This window comes from Bacteroides sp. HMSC067B03 (genome assembly GCF_001811315.1).
GTDB lineage: Bacteria > Bacteroidota > Bacteroidia > Bacteroidales > Bacteroidaceae > Bacteroides > Bacteroides faecis.
Genome location: NZ_KV804471.1, coordinates 39,728 through 58,282 on the forward strand (window position 1 = coordinate 39,728; position 18,555 = coordinate 58,282).

Consider the following 18,555-nt stretch of genomic DNA (forward strand, 5'->3'; position numbering starts at 1 on the left):
TGATTGGCTTATATTTTTGTGAAATTCTTGTGTATCTCCTTGGTTTTGTTTGTTATACGACTGTTTATCAGTTGATTATTGGGCTTTATTAAATCTTATATATTAGTTGTTTTTGTATGTTTTTTCATGTTTTACAAGAGTGATATTCCATTTGTAATAATGTGCATACTTTTGTGATATTAATATTTTTATAATTGTAATTTGCATTTGTGATTTGTAATATTTACCTTTGTATATTCATAGAGATAGTTGATATTTCTGTGAAATCTATGTTTAATACATACAATTGTAACAAGAAAAGGCTGTATGGAAATAAAAGACAGAATTAGAATGATAATGGAGAGAGAAAAAGTTCCTCCCAGGGTTTTTGCTGAGACAATTGGAGTTCAGCAGTCCACTCTCTCACATATTTTGAATGATCGGAATAAACCAAGCTTGGAGGTTGTAATGAAGGTACATCAGACTTATAGTTATGTAAATCTTGAATGGCTGCTTTATGGTAAAGGTGAAATGATAGCTTCTGTAGAAGATGCTTCTATAGTTTCTTCCAGTGGCGATTATCAGCCTTCTTTATTTGATGAGAATCCTGTAAATTCGTCCAAAGAGCCGTTCAATCCGGAAAATCGCAAGGAAATGCCATTAAGAAGTACTGAAAATGCACCCAAAGAGATTGTAAAACAGGAGATTAGGTATATAGAAAAGCCTGCCAGAAAAATCACTGAAATAAGAATCTTTTTTGATGATAATACTTATGAAACCTTTCGACCTGAAAAATGAGAGGTAAAATCGGTGGTTTGAGCAAATTCCTGTATCTTTGCATCCGGAATACGAATTTATACTTTTATATCCATACATGAAGAAATTTATTTTAGATCTGACAGTCACTGAGAATATTAGATTGAATGCAAACTATGTGTTGCTGAAATTGACTTCTCAGTCATTACTGCCCGAAATGTTGCCGGGGCAGTTTGCTGAGCTTCGGGTGGACGGTTCATTAACCACTTTTTTACGCCGTCCTATTTCTATTAATTTTGTAGACAAGCGACAAAACGAGGTATGGTTTCTTATTCAATTGATTGGAGATGGAACAAGACGTTTAGGAGAAGTAAATCCGGGCGATGTGATCAATGTAGTACTTCCTTTGGGAAATGGCTATACAATACCTCAAAAGCCTTCAGATAAGCTTCTATTAGTAGGTGGAGGTGTCGGAACAGCTCCTATGTTATATTTAGGTGAGCAATTGGCGAAAAATGGTCATAAGCCTACCTTTCTTTTGGGTGCCCGCAGTGATAAAGATCTGCTGCAACTGGAAGAATTCGCTAAGTATGGCGAGGTGTATACTACCACAGAAGACGGAAGTCACGGAGAAAGAGGGTATGTCACTCAGCATTCTATATTAAATCAGGTACGTTTTGAGCAGATTTATACTTGCGGGCCTAAACCAATGATGATGGCTGTGGCAAAATATGCCAAAAGTAATCAGATAGAATGTGAAGTCTCTTTAGAAAACACAATGGCTTGTGGAATCGGAGCATGCCTCTGTTGTGTGGAAAATACGACAGAAGGACATTTGTGTGTATGTAAAGAAGGTCCTGTTTTTAATATAAATAAACTACTATGGCAGATTTGAGTGTAAATATAGGTGAATTACAGATGAAGAATCCGGTGATGACAGCATCTGGTACATTTGGATATGGTGAAGAGTTCTCAGATTTCATTGATATAGCGCGAATAGGCGGTATTATTGTAAAAGGTACTACTCTTCACAAACGTGAAGGTAATCCATATCCTCGTATGGCAGAGACTCCTTCTGGTATGTTAAACGCTGTAGGACTGCAAAATAAGGGTGTTGATTACTTTGTTGAACAGATATATCCCCGTATAAAGGATATTCAGACGAATATGATTGTAAATGTATCCGGGTCTGCTATTGAGGATTATGTGAAAACTGCAGAGATTATTAATGAACTTGACAAAATTCCTGCTATAGAATTGAATATCTCGTGCCCTAATGTAAAACAAGGAGGTATGGCTTTTGGTGTGTCAGCAAAAGGTGCTTCAGAAGTGGTAAAAGCAGTGCGTGCTGCTTACAAAAAGACACTTATCGTTAAACTCTCTCCGAACGTTACCGATATAACAGAAATAGCCCGCGCAGCAGAAGAAAGTGGTGCAGATAGTGTATCATTAATCAATACATTGCTAGGAATGGCTATTGATGCGGAGCGTAAGCGCCCTATTCTGTCAACTGTAACAGGGGGAATGTCCGGTGCTGCTGTGAAACCGATCGCTTTACGTATGGTTTGGCAAGTTGCGAAATCGGTAAATATTCCTGTCATAGGATTAGGGGGGATTATGAACTGGAAAGATGCTGTTGAGTTCATGCTTGCTGGTGCATCTGCTATCCAGATTGGTACAGCAAATTTCATAGATCCGGCTGTTACCATTAAAGTTGAAGATGGTATAAATGATTACTTAGAGAGACACGGATGTAAGTCTGTTAAAGAGATAATTGGTGCACTTGAGGTATAATTGAAAACATACAATAACCCTTCGTATAGAAACTGAAAGAAAAATGTTATTTTGCTATCCAAAGTTTGCCTAATAAAATCGTTAACGGGAATGATAGATGAAAAAGATATTTAGGCCGAAGAGTAAAATAGCAGATTTGTCTTTCTTATAGAAGATAAATAAAAACGACGGTAAGACTTCTTGAATTTCTTGCCGTCGTTTTTATTTACATATATTCATTAGTCTTCTAGTAAGTCAGGACGAAGTTTCCGGGTGCGTTCTAAAGATTGCTGTAGTTCCCATTCTTTTATTTTTGCTTCATGGCCGGATAATAAAATATCGGGTACTTTCCAGCCTTTATAGTCGGCAGGACGAGTGTAGACAGGGGCTGCCAGCAGATTGTCCTGGAAGGAGTCGGAAAGTGCAGATTGTTCATCTGAAATCACTCCAGGGATAATACGGACAATTGCATCTGCCATGACTGCTGCTGCTAGTTCACCTCCTGTCAATACATAGTCACCGATACTGATTTCTTTAGTGATCAGATGTTCACGGATACGATAATCAATACCTTTAAAATGTCCGCAAAGGATAATCAGGTTTTGAGCCAAAGAAAGACTGTTAGCCATTGGCTGATTGAACTGTTCTCCATCAGGGGTCGTAAAAATCACTTCATCATAGTTTCGTTCTGCCTTCAAAGCGTTAATGCAACGTTCGATAGGTTCTATTTTCATGACCATTCCGGCAAATCCGCCAAAAGGGTAGTCATCAACACGGCGATATTTATCTTCGGTATAGTCGCGCAGATTGTGGATATGTATTTCTGCAAGTCCTTTATCCTGAGCCCGTTTCATTATAGAGCAATTGAAGAACCCCTCAATCATTTCGGGTAAAACTGTTATAATATCAATACGCATAATCTTTATAATTTTTCGCAAAAGTACAAATATTCAAAGATAAACCTGTATTTTTGCCTTAAACAATCGAAGAAATATGGATATAAAGGAAAAAATAGAGGAATTGCGTGCTGAACTTCATCGGCATAACTATAATTATTACGTGTTGAATGCCCCTGAAATTTCAGATAAAGACTTTGATGATAAGATGCGAGAACTTCAGGATTTGGAGCAGGCATATCCGGAATATAGAGACGAAAATTCGCCTACCATGCGCGTCGGTAGTGATATCAACAAAAATTTTACCCAGGTTGCGCATAAATATCCTATGTTGTCTTTGGCAAATACATACTCTGAAGGCGAAGTCACGGATTTTTATGAGCGTGTACGAAAGGCGTTGAATGAGGATTTTGAGATTTGCTGTGAGATGAAATATGATGGTACTTCTATTTCTCTGACCTATGAAGATGGAAAATTGCTTCGTGCCGTCACTCGTGGAGATGGAGAAAAGGGTGATGATGTGACGGATAATGTGAAGACGATCCGCTCTATCCCACTTGTACTTCATGGTGACAATTATCCTTCCTCTTTTGAGATACGTGGCGAAATTCTCATGCCTTGGGAGGTATTTGAAGAGTTGAATCGTGAAAAAGAAGCACGTGAAGAGCCGTTATTCGCTAATCCAAGAAATGCGGCTTCCGGTACGCTGAAGCTTCAGAACTCTTCTGTTGTGGCTTCTCGTAAGTTGGATGCATATTTGTATTACCTGTTGGGAGATAAGCTTCCATGTGACGGACATTATGAAAATCTTCAGGAAGCTGCAAAATGGGGATTTAAAATATCTGATTTGACACGTAAATGTCAGACACTGGAAGAAGTATTTGATTTTATCAATTATTGGGATGTAGAACGGAAGAATCTGCCGGTAGCTACCGATGGCATTGTTTTAAAGGTAAATAGTTTGAGACAGCAAAAGAATCTCGGTTTTACGGCAAAATCTCCCAGATGGGCAATTGCTTATAAATTTCAGGCAGAGCGTGCATTAACCCGGTTGAATATGGTTACTTATCAGGTAGGCAGAACAGGCGCTGTTACTCCTGTTGCCAACTTAGATGCTGTTCAGCTCTCTGGAACGATTGTAAAACGTGCTTCATTGCATAATGCGGACATAATTGAAGGGCTTGATCTGCATATCGGAGATATGGTATATGTAGAAAAAGGAGGTGAAATCATTCCTAAAATTACAGGAGTGGATAAAGATGCCCGTAGTTTTATGCTTGGTGAGAAAGTCAGGTTCATTACCAATTGCCCCGAATGTGGCAGCAAATTAATAAGATATGAAGGTGAAGCCGCTCATTATTGTCCAAATGAAACTGCCTGTCCTCCACAGATAAAAGGCAAAATAGAGCATTTTATAAGTCGGAAAGCTATGAATATTGATGGATTGGGACCTGAAACGGTGGATATGTTCTATCGTTTAGGCTTAATTCATAATACGGCAGACCTGTATGAGTTGACAGCTGATGATATTAAAGGACTGGACCGTATGGGAGAAAAATCTGCCGAGAATATTATTACGGGAATTGCACAGAGCAAGACCGTTCCTTTTGAGCGTGTCATTTTTGCTTTGGGGATTCGCTTTGTTGGCGAGACAGTAGCAAAGAAAATTGCCAAGTCTTTTGAGAATATTGATGAGCTGCAACAGGCTGACCTTGAAAAGCTGATAAGTATCGATGAAATCGGGGAAAAAATAGCAAAGAGCATTCTTTTGTACTTTTCAAATGAGTCCAATCGCGAGTTAGTTGGCAGGTTAAAAGCAGCCGGACTTCAACTTTATCGCAGAGAAGAAGATATGAGTGGGTATACGGATAAATTAGCTGGTCAGTCTATTGTGATTAGCGGTGTGTTTACACATCATTCGCGAGATGAATACAAAGATCTTATTGAGAAAAATGGCGGTAAGAATGTAGGAAGTATTTCTGCAAAGACTAGTTTTATCCTTGCCGGAGACAATATGGGGCCAGCCAAACTGGAAAAAGCAAAAAAACTTGGAGTAACCATACTAAGCGAGGACGAATTTCTGAAACTTATATCGTAAGATATGAAAAATATTCGTACTTTTGCGCCTAATAAAATTAGAGATTATAATTAAAACTCATGATACAGACTAAATTGAAAGGAATGGGGGTAGCACTGATTACTCCTTTCAAAGAGGATGAAAGCGTTGATTATGATGCGTTGATGCGTTTGGTAGACTATCTATTGCAGAATAATGCGGATTTCTTGTGCGTGCTGGGAACTACAGCCGAAACTCCGACTCTTACCGAGGATGAGAAGAAGACTATCAAAAAAATGGTGATTGATCGTGTTAACGGCAGAATTCCTATTTTATTGGGTGTAGGTGGTAACAACACACGTGCAATAGTAGAAACATTAAAAAATGACGATTTTACAGGAGTTGACGCTATATTGTCTGTAGTGCCATATTATAATAAACCATCGCAAGAGGGAATTTATCAGCATTATAAAGCTATATCAGAAGCTACAGAACTCCCTATTGTGTTGTATAATGTCCCGGGGCGCACAGGGGTAAATATGACGGCTGAAACAACTTTGCGCATTGCCCGCAATTTCAGCAATGTAATTGCCATTAAGGAAGCTTCCGGTAACATTACCCAAATGGATGATATTATCAAGAATAAACCAGATAATTTCAATGTTATTTCTGGTGATGACGGCATCACTTTCCCGCTAATAACATTGGGAGCTGTTGGGGTGATCTCTGTAATCGGTAATGCTTTCCCACGTGAATTTAGCCGTATGACACGCTTGGCGCTTCAGGGGGATTTTGCTAATGCTCTTACTATTCATCACAGGTTTACTGAGTTATTTGATCTTTTGTTTGTGGATGGAAATCCGGCTGGAGTAAAATCAATGTTGAATGCAATGGGAATGATCGAAAATAAGCTTCGATTGCCACTTGTTCCAACAAGAATAACAACGTTTGAGGCAATACGTAAGGTTTTAAACGAGTTAAATATTAAATGCTGATAGGATCGGGAAAGGTATTAATCTTCCGTGCATCTTATTATAAATATTTCCCCTTCACCCTCTCTCGTAATTCTTAATTAATGCGAGTGTGGTGGAGGTTTTTTTTTGAGTGAAATTCTAATCTTCCTAATGTTCAAAGATAAACTTTCTGATGTTTGAAAATAAGTATTGAAGTGTTTGAGAAAAACATCCTATTGATTGAATGTAATCAAGCGGTCGGTTTAAAATATCTTTCTTGATGTCGATTTTCTTCGATGAAATGGGGGAAAATGCAAAATCCTCTGCAAAAATGCAGAGGATTTTGGTGATCGCGACAGGATTCAAACCTGTAACCGGCTGATCCGTAGTCAGCTACTCTATTCAGTTGAGCTACGCGACCTTGTTAAGTATTGTAGAAGTGACCGCGACAGGATTCAAACCTGTAACCGGCTGATCCGTAGTCAGCTACTCTATTCAGTTGAGCTACGCGACCATTGTTTCGTTTTAACGGGTGCAAAGATACGTACTTTTCCCGAATTAGCAAGCGTTTGGCGACTTTTTTTGCGGAAAATTATTCGATGAAACGGTAATTAAACAGTTGGAAACCGATACTTAACCCGACATTCCACTCCCTTCTCGGTGAGCTATAATGATTTACATAAGCAGAGATGTCTCCGAAGGGTAATTGACACACTACAGAAATTTCTCCTAAATATTCGAATTTAGAGAAAGCTTTTCCATAATATGCTTTATTTAATGAGTTTCTTTCAATCGGATAAATAGGCATAAAACCATAAAATTCAGCTCGCAGGTGGAACATTTGGTTGAGACGATAGATTGGGCGGATACCAGCTCCCACAAATTGATTGGCACGAAAAGCTTCGTTATAGGTAAGCTTACTATGTTGTGTAGGCGAAAATTCACCAGCTTGCATCATAGTTGCCGTATAGTTCTCTGAGAAATTCTTAGAAGCATACAGAGCTTTTAAATACCACCCTAAGACCCAGTGCTCGTTCATCGTATGGTATTTTTCTTTCATATATGATAATTGTAACCAGGAATGGTGTTCTTTATTTATTTGAATTCCTTTGGTTTCTTCGCCGGGATAGAATCTTTCCCGGCCTATAAATATCTGTGCGATAAGGGCTTCTTTGTAGCCCTGCGTCGGGTATTGTCGTGAATTAAGCGTGCTACCATTGAAGCTAATAGAGCCACCGAACAAATCGTAACGACTTCTGTCAAATCTATCCTTCTCAAAGTCGATGATGTTTCTCTGGAAATATTTGTCTTCTATTCTGGCGATTCCTATTCCAAATTCAGCTCGTTTACTCAAAAGAAATGGTAATCCTACCTGAAGTTTGAGAAAGCGTTCATCTTTCTGATTAAATGCCGGTTTGTCATTTCTGGAAAATAACTTGTCTTTTTTGAAGTAATCAAAAGTTGTGATGGATGCGATAAAACGGTAAGAGGTTGGGATTGCCGTAGAAAAGTCAATCTTTGCCATAAATTGTGCATTATTATAGACTTTCCCAAGTTGTCCGTCAAAAAGCAACTCCTTCGCATAGTAATTTAGATCCTGATAGCTGAGTCCGAGATAAATTTGGTTGGAATTGGATGTGGAAATATTCCCTCCTAATCGTACGGCAAAATTATTTTCCAGTTTAACTTTTAAATGCAGGTCATATGTTTCATCCTCCGGATTGTATACAGCGTGTGGAATGATCTCAGAAATCATATTATCTGAAAGTAACCGGAAATATCCTTCTTTCAAGTCTTCATAAGTGAATTCCTTATTGTCAGAACTATGAAATTCTTTTTTAATGTATGCCTGTTGCTGGGGATTTGCTCCGTCAATGATGATGTTCTTGAAGCGTAATTCCGGATAGTTGCTTCGATATACCATTCTTCTCAAACGTATATTATCTAGATTCACCCGCCTGTGTATGCGGCTTTTTATAGAATCCATCATACTTATGGTCCGGTTATAACCAATATCGTGTAATTCATCTATTCGCTGAAAATCCATCAAACTGACATTGTCATATTTGAATGTCATCAAAATACCCATTGAATCTGGAATAGAATAGTCGGTTTTTTGCATAACCATATTTTCTATTTGGCTCATAAGGTCATTTTCCTTGGGCTTAGTAGGATTGGTAGATACAACGCTCCCAATTATAATATCCGGGTGAAAATCATCTCTCATAACGTCTGTAGGGAAGTTATTGTAGATTCCCCCGTCATATGCTAAAACATTGTCAATCTCTATCGGCTTAAACATAAAGGGAAAACTCATGGAGGCCCGGACAGCATCCCCCAAATCTCCATTTTTCATTACCAGTTGCTTTTTATTGTATACATCAGAGGCTATGCAGCGGAAAGGGACAAATAACTTATCGAAATCACCTTTACATGCGGCTGTAGCACGTGCATACAAATCTACAAATACCAAATTCATTTGTATGGGATTTACCACACTTGTGGGCAAAAATTGTGGTTTGAAATTTTTTAATGAGTCTTTGAACGAAAAACGAATATTAAAAAATTCCGGTGTCGGGACATTTTTTTTGAAATGATATACGTATTTTTCTTCTATCTGTCCTGAATACCATCTTTTAAAGTCTTCCGATTTTAATAATTCTTCCATATCGTCAGGAGAATACCCCATCGCATAGAGAGAGCCAATGATAGCTCCCATAGAGGTTCCTGTAATATAATCAATGGGAATGTTATTTTCTTCTAAGGCACGGATGATACCGATGTGTGTCAATCCTTTAGCGCCACCTCCACTTAAAACAAGACCTACTTTTTGGGCGCAGACAGTTGGTATGAATAACCATATAGCAATTAACACTAAAAGTATTTTTCTCATAACCTGAATCAAACAATTGAAGTTTTTATCATTTAGTGTTCAAATATATGCAATACTTTCCAAATTATCGATATTTTAGCGTTCGTTTTATGATGAAAAAAGAGCATTACAACATGTTTTAGTGTTGAATGCTCTTTCATTGATTTATGTTATAAATAAAGGGGCGATATTAAATCAGCTCAATACTACGCTTCACAAAGTTATTTAATGCTTCACCTTTTAGCATATTATTCTGCAATAGGGCTAAATCGATGAGTTGGCGGATTACCTTGTTGTTGTTGGCATATCCTGCAAAGATGTTCTCTTTTTTATTTTTAAGTTCATCCCATTTCTTGTCCAAGTCATTCAATTCGTCTTTCTCGGTAGTAGGAATTTCTTCTTCTTTCTTATTCTTCTGACTGTCTTTTAGTTCATTGCGACGCTTATTGACACTGTTCATCTCTGTTTGTATAGGAGCTACTTCAGGATGACAAACTGCTTCTTCTTCATCAAGCACTTGCTTAATAAGCTTATGGTCGGAGTTTAGAACCAGGTTAAACATATCCGGCATTTCTCCATAGAAGCTCATTCCAGCTTGAATATTTGCCATTTCTTTCATACGACGCATATATTCGCTTTGAGTAATCATCACCGGTGCTGAATTATCTCCCAATGCTTGTGTCATTACATTGAACTCAACTTTATCCATCTTAGGCAATTGACTCTTGAAAGCAGTTGTGATGGCTTCCTGCTTTTCTCCTTCCAATGTTTCGCCTTTTTTATCTTCTTTGATGATAAGGTTGTCGATAACATCACTGTCTACACGAGTGAAGCGCGATTTCTCAAACTTTTGTTCCAACATGCTTACCATAGCTACATCTAATTGACCATCCATAAGCAAGACATTGTATCCCTTATTTGTGGCAGCTTCAATATAGCTGAATTGTTCGTCCTTATTATTAGCATACAAATAAATCAGATTTCCATCTTTATCTGTCTGATTATCTTTAATAAGAGTCTGATACTCTTCAAATGTATAATGTTTGTTATCTGTATCGGTGAAAAGGGCGAATTTTTGCGCTTTCTCATAGAAATCTTCTTGAGTTAGCATGCCATAATTGATAAATATTTTCAAATCATTCCACTTCTCTTCAAACTGTTTGCGATCGTTCTTAAAGATAGATTGCAGGCGATCGGAAACTTTCTTCGTGATATAGGTCGAGATCTTCTTCACATTCGAGTCGCTTTGCAAATAAGAACGGGATACATTCAATGGAATATCCGGAGAATCTATAACTCCATGTAATAAAGTCAAGAAGTCGGGTACAATTCCCTCTACAGAATCCGTTACATATACTTGGTTGCAATATAACTGAATCTTATTTTTATTCAGTTCAATATTACTCTTTACTTTCGGGAAATAAAGAATACCAGTCAAATGGAATGGATAATCTACATTCAGATGAATCCAAAACAGTGGTTCATCTGACATCGGATACAGCTTGGTATAGAATGATTTGTAATCTTCGTCTGACAGTTCACTCGGTTTGCGAGTCCACAAGGGAGTGGTATCGTTGATAATATTGTCTTCAGTAGTTTCTACCTGTTTACCATCTTTCCATTCTTTCTTTTTACCAAATGCGATAGGTACGGGAAGGAAACTGCAATATTTCTTTAGAAGCTCAGAAATACGCGCTTCTTCGAGGAATTCTTTGCAGTCCTCATCGATATATAGGATGATATCTGAACCACGATCTGCCTTATCTACTTCTTCAAGAGTAAATTCCGGACTGCCATCACAAGTCCATTTTATAGCTTGTGCTCCATCTTTGTAGGATTTAGTGATAATTTCTACTTTTTTTGCAACCATAAAAGCAGAATAGAAACCTAAGCCGAAATGTCCAATGATTGCATTTGCATCATCTTTGTATTTTTCCAGAAAGTCATTGGCTCCTGAAAATGCAATCTGGTTGATGTACTTTTCAATTTCTTCTGCAGTCAGACCAATACCACGGTCAGAGATAGTAATAGTGTCTTTACCTAATTCAACGTGAATTGTCAGATTACCCAATTCACCTTTAAACTCACCAATAGAGGCAAGGGTATTCAATTTTTGAGTGGCATCTACTGCATTAGATACTAATTCGCGAAGAAAAATTTCATGGTCACTGTACAAGAACTTTTTGATGATAGGGAAAATGTTCTCTGTTGTAACCCCAATATTACCTTTTTGCATAATAACGTATATTTTTTTGGTTTATTTATTAGAATGTTTTTAATTGATATTTGTTCAGATAGAGACAAAAAAAATGCCAGACCTTGAGGTCTGACATTCTGGCATATTTTATGACTTGTTTTATCTAGGAAACCTTCTCTCAGGAAGCAATAGCTTTCATCTCCAATTCGCCTTTTTCTTTGTTTAGCGAGATTTGAATTACATCTTTTTCTTTTAAAGAAGAAGTAATGATGAGTTCTGATAGTCCATCCTCCAAATAAGTCTGAATAGCTCGCTTTAATGGGCGGGCTCCGAATTGCACATCATATCCTTTTTCGGCTACGAATCGTTTTGCTTCGTCATCAATAATAAGCTTATATCCAATAGATTCAATACGCTCATACAGTCCTTTCAGCTCAATGTCAATGATTTTTGTGATAGCCTCCAGAGAAAGCTGGTCGAACGTTATGATTTCATCGATACGGTTAATAAATTCAGGCGCGAATGATTTATTTAAAGCCTTTTGTATGACACTTCGTGAGAATTCTTTGTCATCCAGGCGACTTTGCGTTGCAAATCCTACGCCACGTCCAAACTCCTTCAACTGGCGAGTACCAATATTGGAAGTCATGATAACAACTGTATTTTTAAAATCAACCATTCTGCCATAACTGTCAGTCAAACGACCCTCATCCATCACTTGAAGAAGGAGGTTGAACACATCAGGATGTGCTTTTTCAATTTCATCAAGTAGGACAATAGAATAAGGTTTGCGACGCACTTTCTCTGTTAATTGTCCGCCTTCTTCATATCCTACATATCCCGGAGGTGCTCCAACCAGACGTGAGACCGTAAATTTCTCCATGAATTCACTCATATCTATTCGGATTAGCGCATCGGAAGAACCAAACATGTATTTAGCCAATTCTTTAGCTAAATGGGTTTTACCTACACCAGTCGGACCTAAAAACATAAAGGTCCCAATGGGCTTATTAGGATCTTTCAATCCCACACGGCTTCTTAAAATAGCCTTGACTAGTTTTTCTATAGCCGGATCCTGTGCGATGACTTTTGATTGCAGGTCCTCCTTCATGCCGGCTAACTTGATTCCTTCAGCTTGTGCCATACGTTGTACTGGAATACCGGACATCATAGAAATAACATTAGCAATTTCTTCTGCATCAACAGTCTGTCTGTTCTCTTTCAGGCTGTTTTCCCATTCCCGTTTCATTTCATCCAACTGAATAGTAAGTTCCTTCTCCTTATCGCGGAAGCTGGCAGCGAGTTCGAAATTCTGTGATTTCACAGCTTCATTTTTCTTGCTTTTGGCTTCTTCAATGAGCTTTTCCTGTTCTTCAATTTCTTTAGGTACGTTGACGTTGGTTAGATGTACACGTGATCCTGCTTCATCCAAAGCATCAATAGCCTTGTCGGGGAAGTTACGGTCCGTAATATAGCGGTCTGTCAACTTGACACAAGCTTCTAAGGCTTCATCCGTATAGTTTACATTATGATGGTCTTCATATTTATCCTTGATATTACGCAGAATCTGAAGAGTTTCATCAGCAGTAGTAGGTTCTACCATTACTTTCTGGAAACGACGTTCCAAGGCCCCGTCTTTTTCTATATTCTTGCGATATTCATCAAGAGTAGTGGCACCGATACATTGTATTTCGCCCCGTGCCAATGCAGGTTTCAGCATATTGGCCGCATCCATTGAGCCGGCAGCAGACCCTGCACCTACAATTGTATGGATCTCATCAATGAATAAAATCACATTCGGATTCCTCTGTAACTCGTTGAGAATGGAACGGATACGCTCTTCGAATTGACCACGGTATTTTGTTCCTGCCACAACCGCGGTCATGTCAAGAGCTACCACCCGTTTATCAAACAAGATACGCGATACTTTCTTTTGAATGATTCTCAAAGCAAGTCCTTCAACGATTGCCGATTTTCCTACGCCAGGCTCACCAATCAAAATTGGATTATTTTTTTTGCGCCGACTGAGGATTTGAGCCAAACGTTCGATTTCCTTTTCTCTGCCTACTACCGGGTCCAAACGTCCTTCTTCTGCCGCTTTTGTCATATCTGTACCGAAATTGTCAAGCACAGGAGTGTCATTAGAAGGCTTTTTCGAAGCTGTTTGCGCCTGTTGCTGGCGTTCTTCAGAACCGCTTCCACCGGATCGGGGAGAAGACATTTCTTCGTCATCATCGTCCTCTGTGAATCCCATGCCGGAATTTACATCTGGCTGTAATGTAGCTTGTTCCAACACTTTCACATAATTAATGTCATTAGCTTCGAGCACGGAAGCTGCCATATTGTTTTTTTCTCTTAGGATCGCTAACAAAACATGCTCTGTATCAGCTATATTACTTTTCATTCCACGTGCCTCTAAAATACACATTTTCAATATTTTGGCCGCGTCGTTAGACAACGGTATCTCTGCGTCAGGCAATAGCATATCATCAGCTTCTGTCTTCAGCCGAGCTTCAATCTGCTGCTTTACTGCAGCTAAATTGGTGTTGAGTTTTGACAATATCTCGATAGCTTTTCCTTCACCGTCACGAAGCATTCCCAGAAGTAGATGCTCAGGTCCGATATGCCTACTCCTCAATCGGTTAGCTTCTTCCTTGCTATAGACGATAATGTCGGAAACTCTTTGTGAGAATTGATTATTCATACTTTTTCCTTTTCTTCTAAGGGGTTATTTACTGGCAAATATACGCATTTAATCAAGTTTGTATTGCATATTTGCTTTATTTCTTATCTCTACAAATGGCGTGCCATAAAATGCCATGTTTTTAGTTATATATATAAGGTATAACAAATATTGTCCCCTGTTTTTCGTGAATATGTTTTTTTATGATGGCATTTATTCTTTTTCTCTTTTCTTTTTCTAATATTAATGGTTGGAAGTCAATTCGTTCACTGGAATTTTTAATTTTAATAACTAAATATGAACAAATAGACTGTCCTTCAAGCAGAAAAAAACTTTCTTCGGAAAAACTTTCGTATATCGTGGAAAAGTAGTACTTTAGCGTGGTTTTTCACAGACCATACAATGTATAATTAATAATCATTTTAAATGCTTGAACAAGACAGAATTATAAAGATTAACATCGAGGAGGAAATGAAGTCATCGTACATTGACTACTCCATGTCGGTCATTGTTTCACGTGCCCTTCCGGATGTTAGAGATGGATTTAAGCCCGTTCACCGTAGAATTTTATACGGAATGATGGAATTGGGTAATACTTCAGACAAACCTTATAAAAAATCTGCAAGAATTGTGGGTGAAGTACTGGGTAAGTACCACCCGCATGGAGACTCTTCAGTTTATTATGCTATGGTGCGTATGGCTCAGGAATGGGCAATGCGTTATCCTTTAGTAGATGGCCAAGGTAACTTTGGTTCTGTAGATGGTGATAGCCCCGCTGCTATGCGTTATACGGAGGCTCGTCTAAACAAGTTGGGTGAAGCGATGATGGATGACCTGTATAAGGAAACTGTAGACTTCGAACCTAACTTTGATAATACGTTGACGGAACCGAAAGTTATGCCAACCCGTATCCCTAATCTTTTGGTTAACGGTGCCTCTGGTATTGCTGTAGGTATGGCGACTAATATGCCTCCTCATAACCTTTCGGAAGTGATTGATGCTTGTGAAGCATATATTGATAATCAGGAAATCACAGTGGAAGAATTGATGAATTATGTCAAGGCTCCGGATTTCCCTACAGGCGGTTATATATATGGTATAAGTGGGGTGCGCGAAGGGTATCTGACAGGTCGTGGCCGAGTGGTTATGCGTGCGAAAGCGGAAATTGAAACCGGACAGACACATGATAAAATCGTAGTGACTGAGATCCCTTACAATGTCAATAAGGCTGAACTGATTAAATATATAGCTGATCTTGTTAATGATAAGAGAATAGAAGGTATCTCGAATGCAAATGATGAGTCTGACCGTGACGGAATGCGTATCGTTATTGATGTAAAACGTGATGCCAATGCGAGCGTAGTACTGAATAAGTTGTATAAGATGACAGCTTTGCAGACTTCTTTCGGTGTGAATAATGTAGCATTAGTTCATGGACGTCCGAAAACGCTGAATCTGAGGGATATGATTAAATACTTCGTGGAACACAGACACGAGGTGGTTATTCGTCGTACTCAGTTCGATTTGCGTAAAGCAAAAGAGCGTGCCCATATCCTTGAAGGTTTGATTATCGCTTCTGATAATATTGATGAAGTTATCCGTATCATTCGTGCAGCCAAGACTCCAAATGATGCAATAGCTGGTTTGATAGAACGTTTTAATCTGACAGAAATACAGTCACGTGCAATTGTAGAGATGCGTTTGCGGCAGTTGACTGGTCTGATGCAAGATCAGCTTCATGCTGAATACGAAGAAATCATGAAACAGATTGCTTATTTGGAAAGCATTTTGGCTGATGATGAGGTATGTCGTAAGGTGATGAAGGATGAATTATTAGAAGTTAAAGCGAAATATGGTGACGAACGTCGTTCTGAAATCGTATATTCTTCCGAAGAATTCAATCCGGAAGACTTCTATGCCGATGATCAGATGATTATTACGATTTCTCACATGGGTTATATCAAACGTACACCATTAACTGAATTTCGTGCACAGAATCGTGGTGGAGTAGGTTCTAAAGGAACAGAGACCCGTGATGCGGACTTTGTAGAGCATATTTATCCGGCTACTATGCACAATACTATGATGTTCTTCACACAGAAGGGGAAATGTTACTGGCTGAAAGTATACGAAATACCAGAAGGAACGAAGAACTCCAAAGGACGTGCTATACAAAACTTGTTAAATATCGACTCTGATGATAGTGTAACTGCATATTTGCGTGTTAAGAGTCTGGATGATTCTGAATATATCAATAGTCATTATGTATTATTCTGTACAAAGAAAGGTGTTATCAAGAAGACATTACTTGAACAATATTCACGCCCACGTCAGAATGGTGTAAATGCTATTACAATTCGTGAGGATGACAGTGTAATTGAAGTTCGAATGACGAATGGTAATAATGAAATTATTATTGCTAATCGCAATGGTCGGGCTATTCGTTTCCATGAGGCTGCAGTCCGTGTAATGGGGCGTACAGCAACAGGTGTGCGTGGTATTACACTAGATAATGATGGCCAGGACGAAGTAATAGGAATGATTTGCATCAAAGATTTAGAAACAGAATCTGTAATGGTTGTTTCTGAACAGGGATATGGCAAGCGTTCTGAAATCGAAGATTATCGTAAGACTAATCGCGGTGGTAAGGGTGTAAAGACCATGAACATTACCGAGAAAACAGGTAAGTTGGTAACAATCAAGTCAGTGACCGATGAGAACGATTTAATGATTATCAATAAATCCGGAATTACTATCCGTCTGAAAGTGGCTGATGTTCGCATTATGGGACGTGCTACTCAAGGTGTTCGTCTGATTAATCTTGAAAAACGTAATGACCAGATTGGTTCTGTATGTAAAGTCATGACAGAAAGCCTTGAGGATGAAATTCCTACAGAAGAAACAGAAGGTACTATTGTAAGCGATCTGTCTAATGACGCTCCGGAGGTCGACAATGCAGATGTTGACACAGATATTGATGAAAACAATAACGAAATTGAGGAATAGACATAATATTAATAATTAATCAAACAACAATCATGAAAAGAGTATTATTTTCAATGGTTTTATTGATGGCCGTTAGCTTATCATTCGCTCAAATGAAGAATGTAAAAGAAGCCAAAAGCATTGCCAGTGATGTAAAACCGAATTTTGGTCAGGCTGAAAAGCTGATTAATGAAGCTATTAAGAATCCTGAGACTAAAGATCTTCCTGACACATGGGACGTTGCTGGATTTATTCAGAAACGCTTTATCGAAGAAGAACGTGACAAGAAAGGCGTTTTGAAACAGCCGTTTGACACATTAAAGGCATACAATAGCATTTTGAAAATGTTTGAGTATTATACTAAATGTGATGATTTAGCTCAAGTACCTAATGAAAAAGGTAAAATTAAAAACAAATACAGAAAAGCAAATGCTTCAACTATATTAGTTGAGCGTCCTAATTTGATTAACGGTGGTATTCAATACTTCAACCTTGATAAGAATAAGGAAGCTTTGCAGTTCTTTGCAACATACGTAGAGTCAGCTTCTTATCCTATGTTAGCAGAACAAAATTTAGCTAAAACAGATACTCTTCTGGCACAAATTGCATATTACGCAACATTAGCTGCTGACAGAGTAGGAGACAAAGATGCAATTATTAAGTATGCTCCTGCTGCTTTGGAAGATAAGGATGGAGGTAAATTTGCAATGCAATTGATGGCAGATGCTTATAAAGCTAAAGGTGATACAGCTGCATGGGTTAAATCATTGGAAGAGGGTATTTTAAAGTTCCCGGGAAATGACTATTTCTTTGCGAATTTGGTTGATTACTACACTAGTTCTAACCAAGCATCTAAAGCAATGGAATTTGCTGATAGAATGTTATCTACTGATGCCAACAACAAGTTATATTTATATGTAAAAGCATATCTTTATCATAATATGAAAGAGTATGATAATGCTATTGAATTTTACAAAAAAGCTATCGCTGCAGATCCTGAATATGCAGAAGCATATTCTAATGTAGGACTGGTATATTTGATGAAGGCTCAAGATTATGCTGATAAAGCTACAACAGATATCAATGATCCTAAATATGCAGAGGCACAGGCTACAGTGAAGAAATTCTATGAAGAAGCTAAGCCATTTTACGAAAAAGCCAGAGCTTTGAAGCCAGATCAGAAAGATTTGTGGTTGCAGGGTCTCTATCGTGTTTATTACAATTTGAACATGGGGCCTGAATTTGAAGAAATTGATAAGATGATGAAATAATTATCATTAATCAGTTATTATAAAAAAGACTATCTCAATATTAATGAGATGGTCTTTTTTATTTTTATCTTAAGTTTTGATGTTTTTGAGGGGAGAATGAAAAAGCGGCATCTACATTTATTTTTGGGATGCCG

11 protein-coding genes and 2 tRNA genes are annotated in these 18,555 nt (G+C 38.2%); 7 read left to right on the top strand and 6 right to left on the bottom strand.

Annotated elements, in window-relative coordinates:
• Window positions 1–306 precede the first annotated feature (306 nt).
• The 3 genes from HMPREF2794_RS24125 to HMPREF2794_RS24135 all read left to right on the top strand — a co-directional run bounded on the left by HMPREF2794_RS24125 (window position 307) and on the right by HMPREF2794_RS24135 (window position 2,529).
• Window positions 307–777, top strand: a complete 471-nt coding sequence (locus tag HMPREF2794_RS24125; RefSeq protein WP_029425551.1) for a helix-turn-helix domain-containing protein — start codon at window positions 307–309, stop codon at window positions 775–777.
• Window positions 778–853: 76 nt separating this feature from the next.
• Window positions 854–1,630: a dihydroorotate dehydrogenase electron transfer subunit gene (locus HMPREF2794_RS24130; protein ID WP_010538018.1), complete on the top strand. Its 777-nt coding sequence runs from the start codon at window positions 854–856 to the stop codon at window positions 1,628–1,630.
• Window positions 1,618–2,529, top strand: a complete 912-nt coding sequence (locus tag HMPREF2794_RS24135) for a dihydroorotate dehydrogenase (RefSeq protein ID WP_010538017.1) — start codon at window positions 1,618–1,620, stop codon at window positions 2,527–2,529. The genes HMPREF2794_RS24130 and HMPREF2794_RS24135 overlap by 13 nt, the downstream gene beginning before the upstream one ends.
• A 218-nt stretch (window positions 2,530–2,747) precedes the next feature.
• On the opposite strand, the gene trmD is transcribed toward HMPREF2794_RS24135, so the two are convergent.
• Window positions 2,748–3,425, bottom strand: coding sequence for a tRNA (guanosine(37)-N1)-methyltransferase TrmD (trmD, locus tag HMPREF2794_RS24140; protein ID WP_010538016.1), 678 nt, complete (start codon window positions 3,423–3,425; stop codon window positions 2,748–2,750).
• Between the two features lie 76 nt (window positions 3,426–3,501).
• Here trmD and ligA point away from each other — a divergent pair, with 76 nt between their 5' ends.
• Both ligA and dapA read left to right on the top strand, forming a co-directional pair.
• Complete coding sequence (ligA, locus tag HMPREF2794_RS24145; RefSeq protein ID WP_010538015.1) at window positions 3,502–5,502, top strand: NAD-dependent DNA ligase LigA; 2,001 nt, start codon at window positions 3,502–3,504, stop codon at window positions 5,500–5,502.
• A 59-nt stretch (window positions 5,503–5,561) separates the two neighbouring features.
• Window positions 5,562–6,455 (top strand): 4-hydroxy-tetrahydrodipicolinate synthase, encoded by an 894-nt coding sequence (dapA, locus tag HMPREF2794_RS24150; RefSeq protein WP_010538014.1) that lies wholly within the window; start codon window positions 5,562–5,564, stop codon window positions 6,453–6,455.
• Between the two features lie 302 nt (window positions 6,456–6,757).
• Here the strand turns inward: dapA and HMPREF2794_RS24155 are convergent.
• From HMPREF2794_RS24155 to HMPREF2794_RS24175, 5 genes are all read right to left on the bottom strand, one after another.
• A tRNA-Arg gene (locus HMPREF2794_RS24155) sits at window positions 6,758–6,834 on the bottom strand.
• Between the two features lie 19 nt (window positions 6,835–6,853).
• Window positions 6,854–6,927 (bottom strand) — tRNA-Arg (locus tag HMPREF2794_RS24160).
• A 78-nt stretch (window positions 6,928–7,005) separates the two neighbouring features.
• Window positions 7,006–9,306 carry a patatin-like phospholipase family protein gene (locus HMPREF2794_RS24165; RefSeq protein WP_055268881.1) on the bottom strand — a complete coding sequence of 767 codons (2,301 nt, stop codon included), beginning with the start codon at window positions 9,304–9,306 and terminating at the stop codon, window positions 7,006–7,008.
• A gap of 169 nt (window positions 9,307–9,475) precedes the next feature.
• On the bottom strand, window positions 9,476–11,521 hold the full coding sequence (htpG, locus tag HMPREF2794_RS24170; RefSeq protein WP_022300912.1) for a molecular chaperone HtpG: 2,046 nt from the start codon (window positions 11,519–11,521) through the stop codon (window positions 9,476–9,478).
• A gap of 139 nt (window positions 11,522–11,660) precedes the next feature.
• Entirely contained in the window at window positions 11,661–14,186 is a 2,526-nt protein-coding gene (locus HMPREF2794_RS24175; protein WP_010538011.1) for an ATP-dependent Clp protease ATP-binding subunit, read from the bottom strand.
• A gap of 405 nt (window positions 14,187–14,591) precedes the next feature.
• On the opposite strand from HMPREF2794_RS24175, the gene gyrA reads away from it, so the two are divergent.
• On the top strand, window positions 14,592–17,171 hold the full coding sequence (gyrA, locus tag HMPREF2794_RS24180) for a DNA gyrase subunit A (RefSeq protein WP_010538010.1): 2,580 nt from the start codon (window positions 14,592–14,594) through the stop codon (window positions 17,169–17,171).
• A gap of 32 nt (window positions 17,172–17,203) precedes the next feature.
• Window positions 17,204–18,421: a tetratricopeptide repeat protein gene (locus HMPREF2794_RS24185; protein ID WP_022302163.1), complete on the top strand. Its 1,218-nt coding sequence runs from the start codon at window positions 17,204–17,206 to the stop codon at window positions 18,419–18,421.
• Window positions 18,422–18,555: the final 134 nt, after the last annotated feature.

Bases quoted from the DNA above. Each gene is read 5' to 3' on its own strand.
- trmD (WP_010538016.1), bottom strand. From the start codon at position 3,425: ATGCGTATTGATATTATAACAGTTTTACCCGAAATGATTGAGGGGTTC.
- HMPREF2794_RS24165 (WP_055268881.1), bottom strand. From the start codon at position 9,306: ATGAGAAAAATACTTTTAGTGTTAATTGCTATATGGTTATTCATACCA.
- dapA (WP_010538014.1), top strand. From the start codon at position 5,562: ATGATACAGACTAAATTGAAAGGAATGGGGGTAGCACTGATTACTCCT.
- HMPREF2794_RS24175 (WP_010538011.1), bottom strand. From the start codon at position 14,186: ATGAATAATCAATTCTCACAAAGAGTTTCCGACATTATCGTCTATAGC.
- gyrA (WP_010538010.1), top strand. From the start codon at position 14,592: ATGCTTGAACAAGACAGAATTATAAAGATTAACATCGAGGAGGAAATG.
- htpG (WP_022300912.1), bottom strand. From the start codon at position 11,521: ATGCAAAAAGGTAATATTGGGGTTACAACAGAGAACATTTTCCCTATC.
- HMPREF2794_RS24130 (WP_010538018.1), top strand. From the start codon at position 854: ATGAAGAAATTTATTTTAGATCTGACAGTCACTGAGAATATTAGATTG.
- ligA (WP_010538015.1), top strand. From the start codon at position 3,502: ATGGATATAAAGGAAAAAATAGAGGAATTGCGTGCTGAACTTCATCGG.
- HMPREF2794_RS24185 (WP_022302163.1), top strand. From the start codon at position 17,204: ATGAAAAGAGTATTATTTTCAATGGTTTTATTGATGGCCGTTAGCTTA.
- HMPREF2794_RS24125 (WP_029425551.1), top strand. From the start codon at position 307: ATGGAAATAAAAGACAGAATTAGAATGATAATGGAGAGAGAAAAAGTT.
- HMPREF2794_RS24135 (WP_010538017.1), top strand. From the start codon at position 1,618: ATGGCAGATTTGAGTGTAAATATAGGTGAATTACAGATGAAGAATCCG.